This window comes from Pseudomonas aestiva (genome assembly GCF_039908605.1).
Lineage (GTDB): Bacteria > Pseudomonadota > Gammaproteobacteria > Pseudomonadales > Pseudomonadaceae > Chryseomonas > Chryseomonas aestiva.
On record NZ_CP150916.1, the window covers coordinates 1,873,441 to 1,888,033 of the forward strand.

Consider the following 14,593-nt stretch of genomic DNA (forward strand, 5'->3'; position numbering starts at 1 on the left):
GCCATGCGCACCGACCAGCCCCAGACCATCTACCTGAAGGACTACCAGGCGCCCGAGTACCTCATCGAGGAAACCCGCCTCCGCTTCGAGCTGCATGACGACCAGACCCTGGTGCATGCCGAGCTACGTCTGCAGCGCAACCCGACGCGTGGCGCGGGCTTGCCGCCGCTGGTGTTGCACGGGGAGGAACTGGAACTGCTGGCGGTGGCGCTGGACGACCAGACCCTGGCGGCTGGCGACTACCAGGTCGAGGCGGGCAGCCTGACCCTGCAGCCGCAGGGCGAGGCCTTCGTGCTCAAGACCTCGGTGCGCATCCATCCGGAAAGCAATACCGCCCTCGAAGGGCTGTACGTCTCCGGCACCATGTTCTGCACCCAGTGCGAGGCCGAGGGCTTCCGCAAGATCACCTACTACCTGGACCGGCCGGACGTGATGAGCGTCTTCACCACCACGGTGGAGGCCGACAGGGGCAAGTACCCGATCCTGCTCTCCAACGGCAATCCCGTGGCCAGTGGCGATGCCGAGGGCGGACGTCACTGGGCCACCTGGGAAGATCCCTTCCCCAAGCCGGCCTATCTGTTCGCCCTGGTGGCCGGTGACCTCCGGTCCGTGGAAGACAGCTATCGCACCGGCAGCGGTCGCGACGTGACCCTGCGCATCTACGTCGAACCGGAAAACATCGGCAAGCTGCAGCACGCCATGGACAGCCTGAAGAAGTCCATGCGCTGGGACGAGGAGGTCTACGGCCGCGAATACGATCTGGACATCTTCATGATCGTGGCGGTGAACGACTTCAACATGGGCGCCATGGAGAACAAGGGGCTCAACATCTTCAACTCCAGCGCCGTGCTGGCCAGTCCGCGCACCGCCACCGACGCCGCTCACCAGCGCGTCGAGGCCATCGTCGCCCACGAGTACTTCCACAACTGGTCGGGCAACCGCGTGACCTGCCGCGACTGGTTCCAGCTGTCGCTCAAGGAAGGCTTCACCGTGTTCCGCGACGCCGGCTTCAGCTCCGACATGAATTCGCCCACGGTCAAGCGCATCGAGGACGTAGCCTTCCTGCGCACCAACCAGTTCGCCGAGGACGCCGGCCCCATGGCCCACCCGGTGCGCCCGGATCACTTCATCGAGATCTCCAACTTCTACACCCTGACGGTGTACGAGAAGGGCGCCGAGGTGGTGCGGATGCTGCACACCCTGCTGGGGCCGGAGGGCTTCCGCAAGGGCACCGATCTATACTTCGAGCGCCACGATGGCCAGGCCGTGACCTGCGACGACTTCATCAGGGCCCTGGAAGACGCCAACGGCGCCGATTTCAGCCAGTTCAAGCGCTGGTACAGCCAGTCCGGCACGCCACGCCTGGCGGTCAACGAGCAGTACGATGCGGCGGCCAGGACCTATCGGCTGACCTTCCGCCAGAGCTGCCCGCCCACCCCGGGTCAACCGACCAAGGAACCCTTCGTCATCCCGGTCCAGCTGGGGCTGCTGGACGGCCAGGGCCGCGACCTGCCGCTGCGCCTGGAAGGCGAGAGCGCGGCCCAGGGCAGCGACCGGGTGCTGTCGGTCACCCAGGCCGAGCAGACCTTCACCTTCGTCGACGTACCCGAGCAACCGCTGCCTTCGCTGCTGCGGGGCTTCTCCGCCCCGGTCAAGCTCAGCTTCCCCTACAGTCGCGAGCAGCTGACCTTCCTCATGCAGCACGACAGCGACGGCTTCAATCGCTGGGACGCCGGCCAGCAGCTGGCCGTTCAGGTGCTGCAGGGCATGATCGCTGGCGAGCCGCTGGACACCCGGCTGGTGGAGGCCCTGCGTACCGTGGCCGCGGACGAGTCCCTCGATCCGGCCATGGTCGCCGAGATGCTGTCGCTGCCGTCCGAAGCCTATCTGGTGGAGCTGTCCGAGCAGGCCGATCCGGGTGCCATCCATGGTGCTCGTCGCCAGGCGCGCCGGGCCATCGCCGAGTCCCTGCGCGACGTGCTCTGGCAGCGTTACCGCAGTGCCCGTGAAGCCTCGCGCGCCACGCCCTACCAGGCCAGCGCCGACCATATCGCCCGCCGCAGCCTGCAGAACGCCGCCCTCGGCTACCTGATGCTGCTGGAAGAGCCGGAGGCGCGCGATGCCGCCCTGGAGCAATTCGAGCACGCCGACAACATGACCGAGCGCCTGGCCGCACTGAGCGCCCTGGTCAATTCCGGCTTCGAGCAGGAAAAGGCCGAGGTGCTGGCGCGCTTCTTCGAGGAATTCAAGGCCGATCCGCTGGTGATGGACACCTGGCTCAGCGTCCAGGCCTCCAGTCCCTTGCCGGGCGGCCTGGCGCGCGTCCAGGCACTCATGCAGCACCCGGTCTTCACCCTGAAGAACCCCAACAAGGTGCGGGCGCTGATCGGTGCCTTCGCCAACGCCAACCTGGTCAACTTCCACGCCGAGGACGGCAGCGGCTATCGCTTCCTGGCCGACCAGATCATCACCCTCAACCGCCTCAATCCGCAGATCGCCTCGCGCCTGCTCACGCCCCTGACCCGCTGGAAGAAGTACGGTCCCGCGCGCCAGGCCCTCATGCGTGCCGAGCTGGAGCGGATTCTGGCCAGCGGCGAGCTGTCCAGCGACGTCTACGAGGTGGTGAGCAAGAGCCTGGCGTAGGGCCATCCACAGGTTGGGTTGAGCTCCGCGAAGCCCGACCTCGCCCGCCTCTGCAAAGCCTGACGCCCAGCGTCAGGCTTTTTTTCGCCCAGCTTTTCTCCGCAGCCAAAGCTTCTGGCTCAGCCCGCGGACCGGCAGCGCATGCCCGTGCCCGGCAACTCGTCTCCGCTCTGGCGCCGCTGGGCTGATAGAAATGCTTTAGGCTGGCAGCTGTATTCAAATCAGCTGCAGAACGAGGCACCGCCGCCGACAGGGTGGGCAGGGTGTTTCGAACGGCACCCAGGCCCTAATCACCGGAAGAGAGCGGAGCGGCAGATGAGTCATGCACAGCTGATGGATTGGGGATTCGTCCTGATAACCCTGTGCAACATCCTGCTGATCGCCCTGGTGGTGTTTCTCCTGTGGCAGCGCTATGTCGCCAGCGACGCGTCGGCCAAGGCCGAGGGTGCCAGCGAGGAGCAGCCGTTGCCGGTTCCCGAAGTGCTCGAGAGCCCGCCTGCCGATACCCCGCCGCCGCCGCTCCCCGCCAGCAGCGGCCCGGCGGTGAACCGTAACGTCGATCTCTTCGACGAGGGCCCGGAAGAGGTGTACGACGCCAACTATCCCGAGTGGAAGAAGAGCGACGACCCCTACGTCGAGGAATTGCTGTCGCACCGCGAAGCCCTGGAGCTCAAGGTGGACAACATGGTCATGCGGCTGACCCGGGCGCACAAGGTGGTGACCGGCCTGCGCGCGCAGAATCGCGAACTGCGCGCTTCGGAGGCCCACGCCCAGCGCCTGCAGGAAGAGCTGACCCGCACCCAGACCAGCCTTGCCCAGCTGCGCCAGGAGCGTGACGCCCTGCTGGCCGAGCTACAGCCCGGCCGCAAGGCGGACTCGGTACCCCGGCATCCGACCGACACGGGCGCGCCTTCCTCGTCCTGAACGGTGGTGTGCGGCGCCTGATTCGCCAGCCATCCCCTCAACCGTCGCATCCGTCGCGCTGCGCAACCGTTGGCGTGGCGTGCCCCTAGACTGGGGCTTCTCAGCACCTTCAAGGACGATTCGATGAAACTGCTGCTCCTGCTGGCTGCCCTGGTCGCCCTCGGCCTGTTCGCGATCAGCCTCTACAACGCCCTGATCACGGCGCGCAACGCCTATCGCAACGCCTTCGCCCAGATCGATGTCCAGCTCAATCGCCGATACGACCTCATCCCCAATCTGGTGGAAGCGGTGAAGGGCTATCTGCAGCACGAGCGCGAGACACTGCAGGCGGTGATGGCGGCGCGGCAGCAGGCGCAATCCGGTCTGCACCAGGCCAAGACCCGACCGGAGGATCCCGTCGCGCGGGCCGCCTTGGAGCAGGGCGAGCAGCGCCTCGGCAGCGCCCTCGGACGGCTGTTCGCCGTCAGCGAAGCCTATCCTGAGCTCAAGGCCAACGAGACCGTCCTGCAGCTGATGGAAGAGCTGAGCTCCACGGAGAATCGCCTGGCCTATGCGCGCCAGGCCCATAACGACGCGGTGATGGACTACAACAATCGCTGCGAGACCTTTCCCGGCTCGCTGGTCGCCAGGCGCTTCGGCTTCCGCCTGGCGCAGCCGCTGGCCCTGCCGGACGCAGACGCGCGTCAGGCACCGCGGATCAGCCTGAGCTGAGCGCGTGCGTTTCCTCGAGGACCAGGCCGCGGCGCGCCGGCGCACCCGGCTTTGTCTCGTCTTGCTGGCCCTGGTGGTGCTGGTCATGGCGCTGGCCAGCGCCGGCCTGGCCCTGGTGTTCCTGCCGCGGAAGGTGATCGACTATCTGGGCGGGCGCGAGGCGACGCTGGTGAAGACCGGCCTGACGTTCACCGGCGTCATCGCCGCGGCCTCCTGCTGGAAGGTCCGGCAACTCGCCCGCCTGGGTGGAGAGGCCGTGGTCAGGCGGCTGGGCGCGCTGCCCCTGGACGATCAGGCCGACCCCACGACGCGCCAGTTGCACAACGTGGTGGCAGAGATGGCCCTGGCCGCCGGCATCCCGGTGCCGCGCCTCTACCTGCTGCCGGACGAACCGGCCATCAATGCCTTCATCAGCGGCTACGGACCGGCCGATGCGACCCTGTGCCTGACTCGCGGCGCCCTTCACCAGCTGACCCGCGATGAATTGCAGGGGGTGGTCGCCCACGAATTCAGTCATCTGCTCAATGGCGACATGCGCCTGAATCTGCGTCTGCTGGGCTGGCTGCATGGCATCAGCCTGATCGCCGACCTGGGGCGGGAACTGTTCTTCGATCGCAGCTCGACCACCGGCCGGGGCAGTGGCAGCCCCCTGCTGGGCGGGTTGCTGGGCACCCTGCTGCTGGTGATCGGCGGCTGCGGACTGTTCTTCGCCAATCTGATCCAGGCCGCGGCGGCGCGCTCGCGCGAGCGCCTGGCGGATGCCTCCGCCGTGCAGTTCACCCGCCAGCCCCAGGGACTGGCCAATGCCCTGAAGAAGATCGCCGCCCATCCGCTGCAGGGGCGGCTCTATCACCGCCGGGCACGTAGCGTCGCCCACATGGTGCTGGGCGATTCGGGCGCCTCCTGGTTCGCCACCCATCCCCCGGTGCTGGAGCGTATCCAGCAGCTGGAACCGGACTTTGACGAGTGGCAGCTCGAGCGACTCCGGGCCGAGGCCCTGCTGCCCATGGGCGTTGCCCATGTCGCGGGTAATCCGGCATTCGCTGCGCCGCCGCCGGTGTCCGCCGCGCCCCCGCTCGCGGCGGTAGCTACCCCCGCGCCCTGGCGGGACATTCCCGCGACCCTGCAGGCTTTCGTGCGGCAACCCCGGCAGGCGGCGGAGCTGCTGCTGGCGCTGGCCGCCAGCCCGTCGGCAGCCGACGGCGGGGCAGGGCAGCGCTGGGCCGACAGCCTGCATCCGTCGCTGCGCCTGCCGGTTGCCCAGCTGACCTTTCCGGCCATCCGCCAACTGCCGCGGCCGGTCCTACGCCAGCTGCTCGTCGACCTCAAGACAGGCTTCGCCGCTACGCCTGAGCTGGATCTCTCGCGCTACTGTCTGGCGCGCATCATCCAGCGCCAGCTGATCGGCAGTCTGGCGCCCGGGCGTCAGCGACTGTCGGGGCGGGGAACGCTGGCCCAGGCCCGGGTCGCGGTGCTCACCCTCTATGCGGTGGCCGCCGAACAGAATCACCGGGACGTCCAGGCCGCTCGGCGGGCCTTTCTGCTGGCCGTCGCCAGCACCTTTCCCGGCCTGCATTGTGCCTATGAGCCCCCGCACCCCTGGCGTCCGGCGCTGGACGGCGCCCTGGCGCGACTTGGCCTGCTGAGCATCGCGGCGCGCACCCTGGTGCTGGAGGGCCTGCTGTGCCTGGTCAAGGCGGACGAGCGCGTCCAAACCTCCGAGCTAGAGCTGCTAAGGTTATATTGTACGGTGCTCGAATTGCCGTATCCTGCGTTGGACGAATACCTTTCAGTTACCGATGACAAACTGTCGCAAAAAGGTCGCCGTTCAGCTGATACTGGCCATGTGATATCTGATGTGTGATCCATACTGGCGCCCGAGGCGAGTAATCGCCGAGGGATAACGCGGCGTTCATAATTCAGGGATGGAACATGAAGTTCCTCGTGGTAGACGACAGTCGAGCGGTCCAGACCATCATCAAGCGGATTCTGGCGAATACCGGCTACAGGGATATCGAATTGCGCGTGGCGTCCACCGGCGAGGAAGCCGTGGCGCTGCTGGAGAGCTGGACCCCCAACCTGGTGCTCACCGACTGGCACATGCCCGGGATGACCGGTCTGGAATTGCTCCAGGCGATCCGCCAGCGGGTGGGCGCCGATATCCATGTGGGCTTTGTCACCACCGAGTCCTCGGCGCGCAACATCGAGGCGGCCTACCGCAACGGCGCGGCCTTCGTCGTGACCAAGCCCTTCGTCCAGGAGACCCTGCAGCAGGCGGTGCTCACTGTGCTGCAGGACGGCGCCAGTGCCGAACAGGCCATCGAATCCTCCGGTCGCGAGAGCCTGCCGATCCCGACCCGCTTCAATCCCGATCCACAGTGTATTCGCCAGTTGCTCGGTCTGTCCTCCATCGTCTGCCAGATCGAGCCCATGGCGCCGATCCCGGTCGATCGTCTGGCCTTGCCCTATGTCATCGGCATCTATGGCCATCCGCAGAGCAAGGCGCTGGAGGCCGTCTGCCTGCTGGACCTCAATGCGGCCTGCATTCTCGGTGGCGCTCTGGCCGGGCTCTCGCCCGCCGCCATCCATGCGGCCATCGCCAGTGCGACCCTGAGCCGCGAGATCTACGAGAACGCCACCGCCTTCCTCGCCGACCTCAGCGGCATGATCTCCACCGGCAAGGACGGGGCGCCGCTGGTGCTGAGCACCAGTCACCTGGTGCAGAAGCCCTTCGAAAAGCTCTACAGCCTTTGGCGGCAGAACAATGGGCGCGCCGACTTCAGCCTGTCCTTTCCCGGGCTCGGCGACGGTTTCATCGCCTTCCTGTTGAGCTAGGGAATGAACGACTCGCGCTTCGTCGAATGGGGTTTCCTGCTGGTCACCCTGTCCAACGTGCTGCTCATCGCCCTGGTCCTGACGCTGCTCTGGCAGCGGCTCTTTCCGCGCCCTGAAGCGGCTGGCGAGAAAAGCGAGACTCCCGAGCCCGGTGAGCCGCAGTCGCTCACCAGCCAGGCCGAGACCGCGGCCGGCCTGATCGACGCGGCGCGGCAGGCGGATGTCGAGCCCCTGGGTCAGGCCATGAGCGATAGCCTGGACCTGGTGGGCCGTCTCGACGGGGTCGAGGGCGACGACTATCCGGACTGGAAAAAGACCAACCAGCCCTATATCGACGACCTGCTGGCCCACCGCGAGAATCTCGAATTCAAGCTGGACGATCTCAAGTCCAAACTGGACCGGGCGCACAAGCTGGTCACCAATCTGCACGTGCAGAATCGCGAGATGCGCGGCGCCGAGGCGAAGCTGCAGCGCCTGAGTCTCGAGCATGACCGGGTCCAGGGCACCCTGCTGGAAATGCGTCGCGAGCGCGATCAGCTCAAGGCGACGGTCCAGCGACTCGGCGAAGACCTGCTGCGGCTGCGACAGCAGCCGACGACCCCGGCCGTTGCGGCCTCGCCGGAACTGGATGGGCACCTGCAGGAGGAGCTGGAGACCCTGCGCGAAAGCCTCGAAGCAGAACGGGCGAAGCTGTCGCGGACTCTGGTGGAAAAGGAATTCATCGAGCAGGTGTTCATCGATACCGATGCCGTGACCGACAGCTACCAGGCCCTGCAGCACGAGCATGCCGCGCTGCAGGAGCAGTTGCAGGCGCTCCAGGCCCGCCTGGAGTCCGCTCAGTCGCGGTAGAGGGCGGCGAGGATGGCCTCCGGGAAGGGCCCGCTCATGCCGGCGATCGCGGTGTTGGTCAGGATCACCACGCTGAGCTCCCGCGCCGGATCGATGAACCAGGCATTGCCGTAGACGCCGCCCCACTGCAGGGTGCCGGGCGCCTGCGGGGTCCTGGCCAGCCGGGCATCGCGCAGTACCGCCGCGCCCAGGCTGAAACCCCAGCCCGGCGCATCGTCGCGTTGCAGCCCCGGGATCTGGTCTTCCATGATCAGGCGCTGGCTGGCCGGCGTGAGCAGCCTGCCCTGGCGGAGTGCCTCCAGAAAGGCGAGATAGTCGCCCGCGCTGCCCTGCATGCCACCGCCGCCCGAGGCGAAGGCCTGCGCCGAAAGGGCGCGCGCCGGCGAATAGAGGATGCCGCCCTTGGGCATCGGCAGCAGATAGGGCTCGCTCATGGGTTCGGGGCGCGGATAGCCGTCGCGATAGGCGGTGGCCAGGCGCTCGGCGTCGCTGACGTGGAAGCTCAGGTCGTGCAGGCCCAGCGGTGCGGCCACCTGCTGCTGGACGACCTCGGGCAGGGGCTGCCCGGTCGCGGCCGCCAGCACGCCGCCCATCACGTCCAGCCCGAGGGAGTAGCGCCACTGGGTGCCCGGCTTGAAGTCCAGCGGCACACCCGCCAGGCGCCGCAGATTCTCTTCCAGGGTCAGCGGAGCCCCATCCAGGCCGTCGGATACCCCGGCGCGATGATAGGGTCCGTTCGAATCTTCGCCGAAGCCGTAGTGCAGGCCGGCGGTATGACTGAGGAGCTGCGCCAGGGTGGGTACGGCCGGGGTGCCGTCGGCCAGCCGCGGGGTGAAGTAGGGCAGGTAGCGACTGACCGGCGCCTGCAGATCCAGGCGACCCTGGTCCGCCAGGCGCAAGGCCGCCACGGCCACCAGCGGCTTGGTCAGGGAGGCGAAGCGAAACAGCTGGTCTTCGCGCATCGGCCGCTGGGCTTCGCGATCGGCGAAACCGGCCGCGTGCTGGTACACCACCCGGCCTTGGCGGGCGACCATGACCACCGTGCCGACGATGCGCTGCTGGGCGACGGCGCGTTCCAGGATCGGATCCAGGCGGGCGGCGAGGGTGGCGTCCTCGGCCTGGGCTAGGTTTGTACTCAGGCCGAGGCCGAGTGCGCTGGCGAGCAGTAGGGAAGACATCTGGTTTAAGCTCCTGGCGAAACGCCGGCGGTTGGACCGGCCAAAGGGAGGAATCCTCGCATGATTCGTGACATTTTGAAGATGGGCGATCCGCGCCTGCTGCGGGTGGCGCCGCCGGTAGCGGCAGAGCGCTTCGGCTCGGCCGAGCTGCACGGCCTTATCCAGGATATGTTCGACACCATGGCCACCGCCGGTGGCGTGGGCCTCGCGGCGCCGCAGATCGGCGAGGATCTGCAGCTGATGGTTTTTGGCTTCGAGCGCAATGCCCGCTATCCCGAGGCGGCGCCGGTGCCGCTGCAGGTGCTGATCAATCCGCGGATCGAGGTGCTGGACGCCCGCGAAGAACTCGGCTGGGAAGGCTGTCTGTCGATCCCCGGACTGCGCGGCGAGGTGCCGCGGCCACGGCGGATCCGCTACCGCGGCGTGGATGGCGATGGCCGCGCCGTCGACCAAGAAGCCGAGGGTTTTCACGCACGGGTGGTCCTGCACGAATACGATCACCTCATCGGCCGCCTCTATCCTTCGCGGATCCAGGATTTCGCCCGTTTCGGCTTTACCGAGGTGCTGTTCCCCGAGCTGACGCCGGACGCCCAGCGCTAGGCGCCGGCCGTCTCCAGCTGCGCCCTGACGGCCGCCGCCAATTGGGCGAAGGGCACCGCGCCATCCAGTGCCCGAGCCGCTTCGACGGGCGCCCCGGCGGAGCGCAGCAGCAGCGTCGGCACGGCGGTGATGCCCAGGGCTTCGGCGCGATCCTCGGCATGCAGCACCAGATCGGTGTGATCGCCACGGGCGAGACTGGCTTTCAGCGCCTCGCTGTCCAGACCCGTGCGCCGCGCCAGCTCCAGCAGCACGTCCAGCTCACCGATATCCCGACCCTCTTCGAAGAAGGCCTGGAAAACCGCCAGATGGAAGGCGTCGAAGCGATCGTGCTCGCGGGCGAATTCCGCCGCCTCTAGCGCCAGGCGACTGCGCGGTTGTACCGGCGGTAGGCGCAGCACCATGCCGTACTCCGCCGCCATGGGATAGACGGCGCGATCCCAGGTCCGGCGCAGGTAATCGCCGGCAGGTTCGAGGGTAGGGGTGGGCTCGGGACGCAATTCGAAGGCATGCCACTCGATGGCCAGCTGGTCGCCGAATTCCTCCTGCAGACGCGCCAGCTGGGGCAGCTCCAGGTAGCAGAAGGGGCAGACGTAATCGCTCCAGACATCCAGACGAACGCGCGGGGTGGCGGTCATGGCAGTGCTCCGGAAGGGCATGGTGTCCGTCGGACCGCACCTGGGCGCAGATGTTCGGTAAAGCTGCCGATATCCCTGGGCAATCTGGTACCCGGTCAGCTCCTGTGGTCGCGAAGAGCCGCAGCCTGCGACCGGACAGCTCTTCATATCTGGAAATGGAATTGCCACCGGTCAATTACGTGAAGTGGGCGGCGATCCGCGCTCCAGACGCTTGCCTTGAACCTGTTTCCGACCCCAGGTTCCTATAGCGGCACCCCTTCTTTCACGCGCTAAGGACTATCACCGTGGGCTATTTCCACCGCATCCTGACATTCCTTCGGCAAACCTTCACCTACGTCGGCTGGTCGGTTTTCTGGCTGCTGCTGTGGGACATCGCCGTTACCGCTGACTATATGCTGCTGGTCGAGCAACGGGCGCAGTTGCCCAACATTCCGCTGACGCTGATCGGCTCGGCGTTGATCGTGCTGACCAGCTTCCGCAACACTAGTGCCTATCAGCGTTGGTGGGAGGCACGCACCCTCTGGGGCGGCATGGTCAACAGCTCGCGCAGCTTCACTCGCCAGGTGCTGACGCTCATCGACGACGGTGACGAGCATTTCAATGCGATCAAGACGGTGCTCATCGAGCGCCATCTCGCCTATGTGCGCTGCCTGGCCTGCCAGCTCAGCGGCGATCCCCTACCCAAGGAGGTGCGTACCTACCTGGGCAAGGAGGAGTGGTCGATGCGCAAGGAGACCAACAACTTCGCCAATGCCATCCTCAGTGGCTCCTCCAGCCTGATCGCCCTGGAATACCGCGCCGGCCGCCTGGACAGCATCCGCCTGGAGCGACTCGAAGCCACCTTCGTCGACATGTCCAACTGGCAGGGTGGCATGGAGCGCATCGCCAACACGCCCTTGCCCTATCCCTACGTGAACTTCCCGCGGCTGTTCATCTTCCTGTTCTGCGTGCTCATGCCCATCGGTCTGGTGGAAAGCCTGCAGTGGTACACACCGCTGGCCTCCACCGTGGTGGGCTTCATCTTCCTGGCCATGGAGAAGGTCGGTACCGATCTGCAGAATCCCTTCCAGCGCAGTCGGCACCAGATCACCATGGGCACCATCTGCAACACCATCGAAGGCAACCTGCGGACCATGTTGCGCGATGCGCGCGGGGGCTACGCCTCGGTCAGCGATATCGTCCGGGATTCGCGGCTGACTTCACCGGAGCGGGATTCCGTCTGAGCAGTGCCCGGTGCCTTGGCGGTCGCCGGCACCGGGCACGCGCTTCATTTGAAATCCCACTGCATCTGCGCCGGAATGCTGATGTCCCGCGAGGAATGCACGCAGACATCCAGGTAGTCGGTGAAGCGTGGCGGAGCGGCGATGCCTTCGTCGAGCAGACGCTGGTTGTCGAACAGGTAGTTCAGATCGGCGAATCCGCCGTACAGCTTGAGCGCCCGCAGCACCAGGCGCGGATTGGCCGGGCCGATGCGCTCGTTGAAGTCGGCGGCCAGCTCCTTGAGGTCGGCGCTGTCCACCTGGCGATAGCGCTCGCCGACCGGGGCGTCGCCCATGGCGCCGGCATAGGCCTCGTCGATTTCGCCGAAGGTGCAGGCGCCAGCGTTGCCCGCGGAGATGTGGTACAGGCTGTAGTTCAGCTTGGGCTTGAGCGCCAGCTCCACCAGGGCTTCGGCGCAGTAGTCCACCGGGATGACATCGATCTGCTCATCGAGGCCGCAGGTGAAGCGTTCCAGAGCGAAGCCCATGCGGAACACCCAGAAGATGCTGCCCGACGCCTTACAGCCCGAACGGCGATGACCTACCACGATGGAGGGGCGCGCCACCACCAGCGGCAGCAGCGGCAACTCGTTGCGCAGCTTGAGTTCGATGGCGGCCTTGGAGGCGGTGTAGTCCACCAGTTGCTGGTCCGGTTCGGGGAAATCCCAGGTTTCGGCGACCGGCGATTGGCGCTGCGGGCCGCAGGCCATGGCGGTGCTGACGTGCAGGAAGCGCTTCAGGCGCCGCGACTGGGCGCACGCCTCGGCCAGGGCGAAGGTGCCTTCGACGTTGACCGGCCAGATTTTCGGATTGCGCGAGAAGGAGGCCACCGCCGCGCAGTTGATGACCTCGTCCAGGGTCTGCAGGAGCGGCTTGGCGGCGTCGATCCAGTGGGTGTCGAGCAGGTCGCCACAGAGAATCTGTTCGGGCTTGAGCAGGGCTGCCAGGCGCTCGTCGATGTCATGGACGCGCAGATTCTGCAGCAGGCGCTCCAGGCCTTCCGCTGGGGTGGCGGCACGGACCAGGAAGCTCAGCCCTTCGACATGGCCCAGTTCCAGCAGACGCAGGGTGACGGCACCGCCGAGAAAGCCGGTGGCACCGGTAACGAGGATGCGGCGCGGCGCGGCGGTGAATTGAATGGAAGAGACGGGAAGCGACATGGCAGAGGCCCTGGTTGGCGGAACGTGGGCGTACCTTAAGGCTCGTCGCTGAAGGATTTATTAAGGCAGGGGAACCCCTCAAGGCTGGCGTCTTTCTAGATACCTGAGCGTAACGACCGATAACCGCCTGGAGACCCCCATGGAACTTCCCGTTCACGATCTGACGACCCTCTTCGAGCAACTGGGCCTGGACTCCGATCCGGCTGCCATCGATGACTTCATCGCCAGCCACTCCCCGCTGCCCGACGCGGTCAAGGTATCCGAAGCCGACTTCTGGTCGCCGGCGCAGAAGGCCTTCCTCAAGGACGAGATCATGGGCGACGCCGACTGGGCACCGATCGTCGACGAACTGAACGTCCGTCTGCACAGTCATGACTAAAGCTACAGGGCTGGAAGCGTTCAGCCCTGCAGACCCTTCCCTGTCCGGAGACTTGCTATGAATGCCGTCCATGCCCAGCAGCAGCCCAACGATCCGCCCGTCGCCGACGATGAAGACGAGGTGAGCGAGGAACAGCTCGACGAATCCGTCGAGGAAACCTTCCCCGCAAGCGATCCCATTTCGCCCTGATGGTTTCCTGGCGCCGCTTCGGCGGCGCTGACCCTACCCCTGATCCGCCTTTCTTGCACACTCGTCGTGCCGTTTTCCGCCGTTGACCAGCCTTTCCCGCCGCGACTGCTAAGGTAATGGCGTCGCGCACGCACCGCGACCGGGGTCGCACGGGCGATCCGATGGATCGTTCAACGCAGGGAATCCCATGATCAAGACCTTCTTCGCCACCGTGGCCGGCTCACTCTTTGCCTTGGCCATGCCCTTTGCCGTGGCCGAGCCCATCGTCATCAAGTTCGCCCATGTGGTGACGGACGATACGCCCAAGGGCCGCGGAGCCCTGCAGGTGCAGAAGTTGGTGCAGGAGCGGCTGGCCGGCAAGGTCCGGATCGAGGTCTATCCCAACTCCAGCCTGGTGGGCGATGCCGACGAGCTGGAGGCCCTGCGCAGCAATCGGGTCCAGCTGCTGGCGCCCTCGGTGTCCAAGCTCAACGCCCTGGCCAAGCCGCTCAGGGTCTACGATCTGCCCTTTCTGTTCGACAACATCGAGGCGGTGAAGCGTTTCCAGCGCCGCGACAAGAGCCGCGAACTGCTGGGCAGCCTGGTCCCCCACGGCATTACCGGGCTGGCCTACTGGAACAACGGTGGCCGGCAGCTCTCGGCCACACGGGAAATCCACGTCCCCGCCGACCTCAAGGGCCTGACCTTCCGCGTCGAATCCTCCGATGTGCTGGCGGCCTACTACCAGCAACTGGGTGCCCAGGCGGTCAAGCTGCCCTTCGCCCAGGTCTACGACGCCCTGCGCACCGGCAAGGTGCAGGGCGCGGAGAATCCCTGGTCGAATCTCCTGGGGCAGAAGATCAATACCGTGCAGCCCTATATCATCGAGGACAACCACAGCTTCCTCACCTATATGCTCATCACCAACACCACGTTCTGGAACGGCCTGCCCTTCGAGATCCGCAGCGAGCTGGAGGCCATCCTCGAAGAGGTGTCCCAAGGGGTGAATCGCGATGCCGAAGCCATCAACGCCAAGGCGCGCGAGCGGGTGGTGGCGGCCAATACCAGCAAGATCCTGGTGCCAACGGCTGCCGAGCGCGATGCCTGGCGCGAGGCGGTGGCGCCCCTGATCAAGCGGTACGAAAGCGAAGTGGGCAGCGACGTCCTGCGCGCCGCCGAGGCCGCCAATCGGCGCTGAGATTGCACGGGCGTCCACCCCGGATTTGCGGCAAACTGGCACGGCGTCATCCTG

At 66.4% G+C, this 14,593-nt stretch carries 14 protein-coding genes; 11 read left to right on the top strand and 3 right to left on the bottom strand.

Annotated features, from left to right (window positions below; translation table 11 throughout):
* Window positions 1-3: 3 nt before the first annotated feature.
* The 6 genes from pepN to AABM56_RS08630 all read left to right on the top strand — a co-directional run bounded on the left by pepN (window position 4) and on the right by AABM56_RS08630 (window position 7,962).
* Window positions 4-2,643 (top strand): aminopeptidase N, encoded by a 2,640-nt coding sequence (gene pepN, locus AABM56_RS08605; RefSeq protein WP_133859450.1) that lies wholly within the window; start codon window positions 4-6, stop codon window positions 2,641-2,643.
* A 315-nt stretch (window positions 2,644-2,958) separates the two neighbouring features.
* Complete coding sequence (locus tag AABM56_RS08610; protein ID WP_133859449.1) at window positions 2,959-3,567, top strand: hypothetical protein; 609 nt, start codon at window positions 2,959-2,961, stop codon at window positions 3,565-3,567.
* A gap of 123 nt (window positions 3,568-3,690) precedes the next feature.
* A complete protein-coding gene (locus AABM56_RS08615; protein ID WP_133859448.1) occupies window positions 3,691-4,278 on the top strand; it encodes a LemA family protein in 588 nt (195 codons plus the stop codon).
* A gap of 4 nt (window positions 4,279-4,282) precedes the next feature.
* A complete protein-coding gene (locus AABM56_RS08620) occupies window positions 4,283-6,142 on the top strand; it encodes a M48 family metalloprotease (protein ID WP_133859447.1) in 1,860 nt (619 codons plus the stop codon).
* Window positions 6,143-6,210: 68 nt separating this feature from the next.
* Window positions 6,211-7,113 (top strand): response regulator, encoded by a 903-nt coding sequence (locus AABM56_RS08625; RefSeq protein ID WP_133859446.1) that lies wholly within the window; start codon window positions 6,211-6,213, stop codon window positions 7,111-7,113.
* 3 nt (window positions 7,114-7,116) lie between these two features.
* Window positions 7,117-7,962 (top strand): hypothetical protein, encoded by an 846-nt coding sequence (locus tag AABM56_RS08630; protein ID WP_133859445.1) that lies wholly within the window; start codon window positions 7,117-7,119, stop codon window positions 7,960-7,962.
* On the opposite strand, the gene AABM56_RS08635 is transcribed toward AABM56_RS08630, so the two are convergent.
* A complete protein-coding gene (locus AABM56_RS08635) occupies window positions 7,950-9,140 on the bottom strand; it encodes a serine hydrolase (protein ID WP_263258699.1) in 1,191 nt (396 codons plus the stop codon). The two genes, AABM56_RS08630 and AABM56_RS08635, sit on opposite strands and share 13 nt — an antisense overlap.
* A 60-nt stretch (window positions 9,141-9,200) precedes the next feature.
* Here AABM56_RS08635 and def point away from each other — a divergent pair, with 60 nt between their 5' ends.
* Window positions 9,201-9,740 (top strand): peptide deformylase, encoded by a 540-nt coding sequence (def, locus tag AABM56_RS08640; RefSeq protein ID WP_133859443.1) that lies wholly within the window; start codon window positions 9,201-9,203, stop codon window positions 9,738-9,740.
* Here the strand turns inward: def and AABM56_RS08645 are convergent.
* The gene (locus AABM56_RS08645; RefSeq protein ID WP_133859442.1) at window positions 9,737-10,375 is read right to left on the bottom strand and encodes a DsbA family protein; all 639 of its coding nucleotides are present in this window, start codon (window positions 10,373-10,375) and stop codon (window positions 9,737-9,739) included. The two genes, def and AABM56_RS08645, sit on opposite strands and share 4 nt — an antisense overlap.
* Window positions 10,376-10,659: 284 nt before the next feature.
* On the opposite strand from AABM56_RS08645, the gene AABM56_RS08650 reads away from it, so the two are divergent.
* The gene (locus tag AABM56_RS08650) at window positions 10,660-11,598 is read left to right on the top strand and encodes a bestrophin family protein (protein WP_133859441.1); all 939 of its coding nucleotides are present in this window, start codon (window positions 10,660-10,662) and stop codon (window positions 11,596-11,598) included.
* 44 nt (window positions 11,599-11,642) lie between these two features.
* Here the strand turns inward: AABM56_RS08650 and cprA are convergent, their stop codons facing one another.
* Window positions 11,643-12,794: a cationic peptide resistance protein CprA gene (gene cprA, locus AABM56_RS08655; RefSeq protein WP_133859440.1), complete on the bottom strand. Its 1,152-nt coding sequence runs from the start codon at window positions 12,792-12,794 to the stop codon at window positions 11,643-11,645.
* Between the two features lie 139 nt (window positions 12,795-12,933).
* Here cprA and AABM56_RS08660 point away from each other — a divergent pair, with 139 nt between their 5' ends.
* From AABM56_RS08660 to AABM56_RS08670, 3 genes are all read left to right on the top strand, one after another.
* Entirely contained in the window at window positions 12,934-13,173 is a 240-nt protein-coding gene (locus AABM56_RS08660; RefSeq protein WP_133859439.1) for a DUF2789 domain-containing protein, read from the top strand.
* Window positions 13,174-13,230: 57 nt separating this feature from the next.
* Window positions 13,231-13,362: a hypothetical protein gene (locus AABM56_RS08665; RefSeq protein WP_007162893.1), complete on the top strand. Its 132-nt coding sequence runs from the start codon at window positions 13,231-13,233 to the stop codon at window positions 13,360-13,362.
* 187 nt (window positions 13,363-13,549) lie between these two features.
* The gene (locus tag AABM56_RS08670) at window positions 13,550-14,539 is read left to right on the top strand and encodes a DctP family TRAP transporter solute-binding subunit (RefSeq protein ID WP_133859438.1); all 990 of its coding nucleotides are present in this window, start codon (window positions 13,550-13,552) and stop codon (window positions 14,537-14,539) included.
* Window positions 14,540-14,593 lie beyond the last annotated feature (54 nt).

Bases quoted from the DNA above. Each gene is read 5' to 3' on its own strand.
- AABM56_RS08615 (WP_133859448.1), top strand. From the start codon at position 3,691: ATGAAACTGCTGCTCCTGCTGGCTGCCCTGGTCGCCCTCGGCCTGTTC.
- cprA (WP_133859440.1), bottom strand. From the start codon at position 12,794: ATGTCGCTTCCCGTCTCTTCCATTCAATTCACCGCCGCGCCGCGCCGC.
- AABM56_RS08660 (WP_133859439.1), top strand. From the start codon at position 12,934: ATGGAACTTCCCGTTCACGATCTGACGACCCTCTTCGAGCAACTGGGC.
- AABM56_RS08670 (WP_133859438.1), top strand. From the start codon at position 13,550: ATGATCAAGACCTTCTTCGCCACCGTGGCCGGCTCACTCTTTGCCTTG.
- pepN (WP_133859450.1), top strand. From the start codon at position 4: ATGCGCACCGACCAGCCCCAGACCATCTACCTGAAGGACTACCAGGCG.
- AABM56_RS08625 (WP_133859446.1), top strand. From the start codon at position 6,211: ATGAAGTTCCTCGTGGTAGACGACAGTCGAGCGGTCCAGACCATCATC.
- def (WP_133859443.1), top strand. From the start codon at position 9,201: ATGATTCGTGACATTTTGAAGATGGGCGATCCGCGCCTGCTGCGGGTG.
- AABM56_RS08635 (WP_263258699.1), bottom strand. From the start codon at position 9,140: ATGTCTTCCCTACTGCTCGCCAGCGCACTCGGCCTCGGCCTGAGTACA.
- AABM56_RS08645 (WP_133859442.1), bottom strand. From the start codon at position 10,375: ATGACCGCCACCCCGCGCGTTCGTCTGGATGTCTGGAGCGATTACGTC.
- AABM56_RS08665 (WP_007162893.1), top strand. From the start codon at position 13,231: ATGAATGCCGTCCATGCCCAGCAGCAGCCCAACGATCCGCCCGTCGCC.
- AABM56_RS08610 (WP_133859449.1), top strand. From the start codon at position 2,959: ATGAGTCATGCACAGCTGATGGATTGGGGATTCGTCCTGATAACCCTG.
- AABM56_RS08630 (WP_133859445.1), top strand. From the start codon at position 7,117: ATGAACGACTCGCGCTTCGTCGAATGGGGTTTCCTGCTGGTCACCCTG.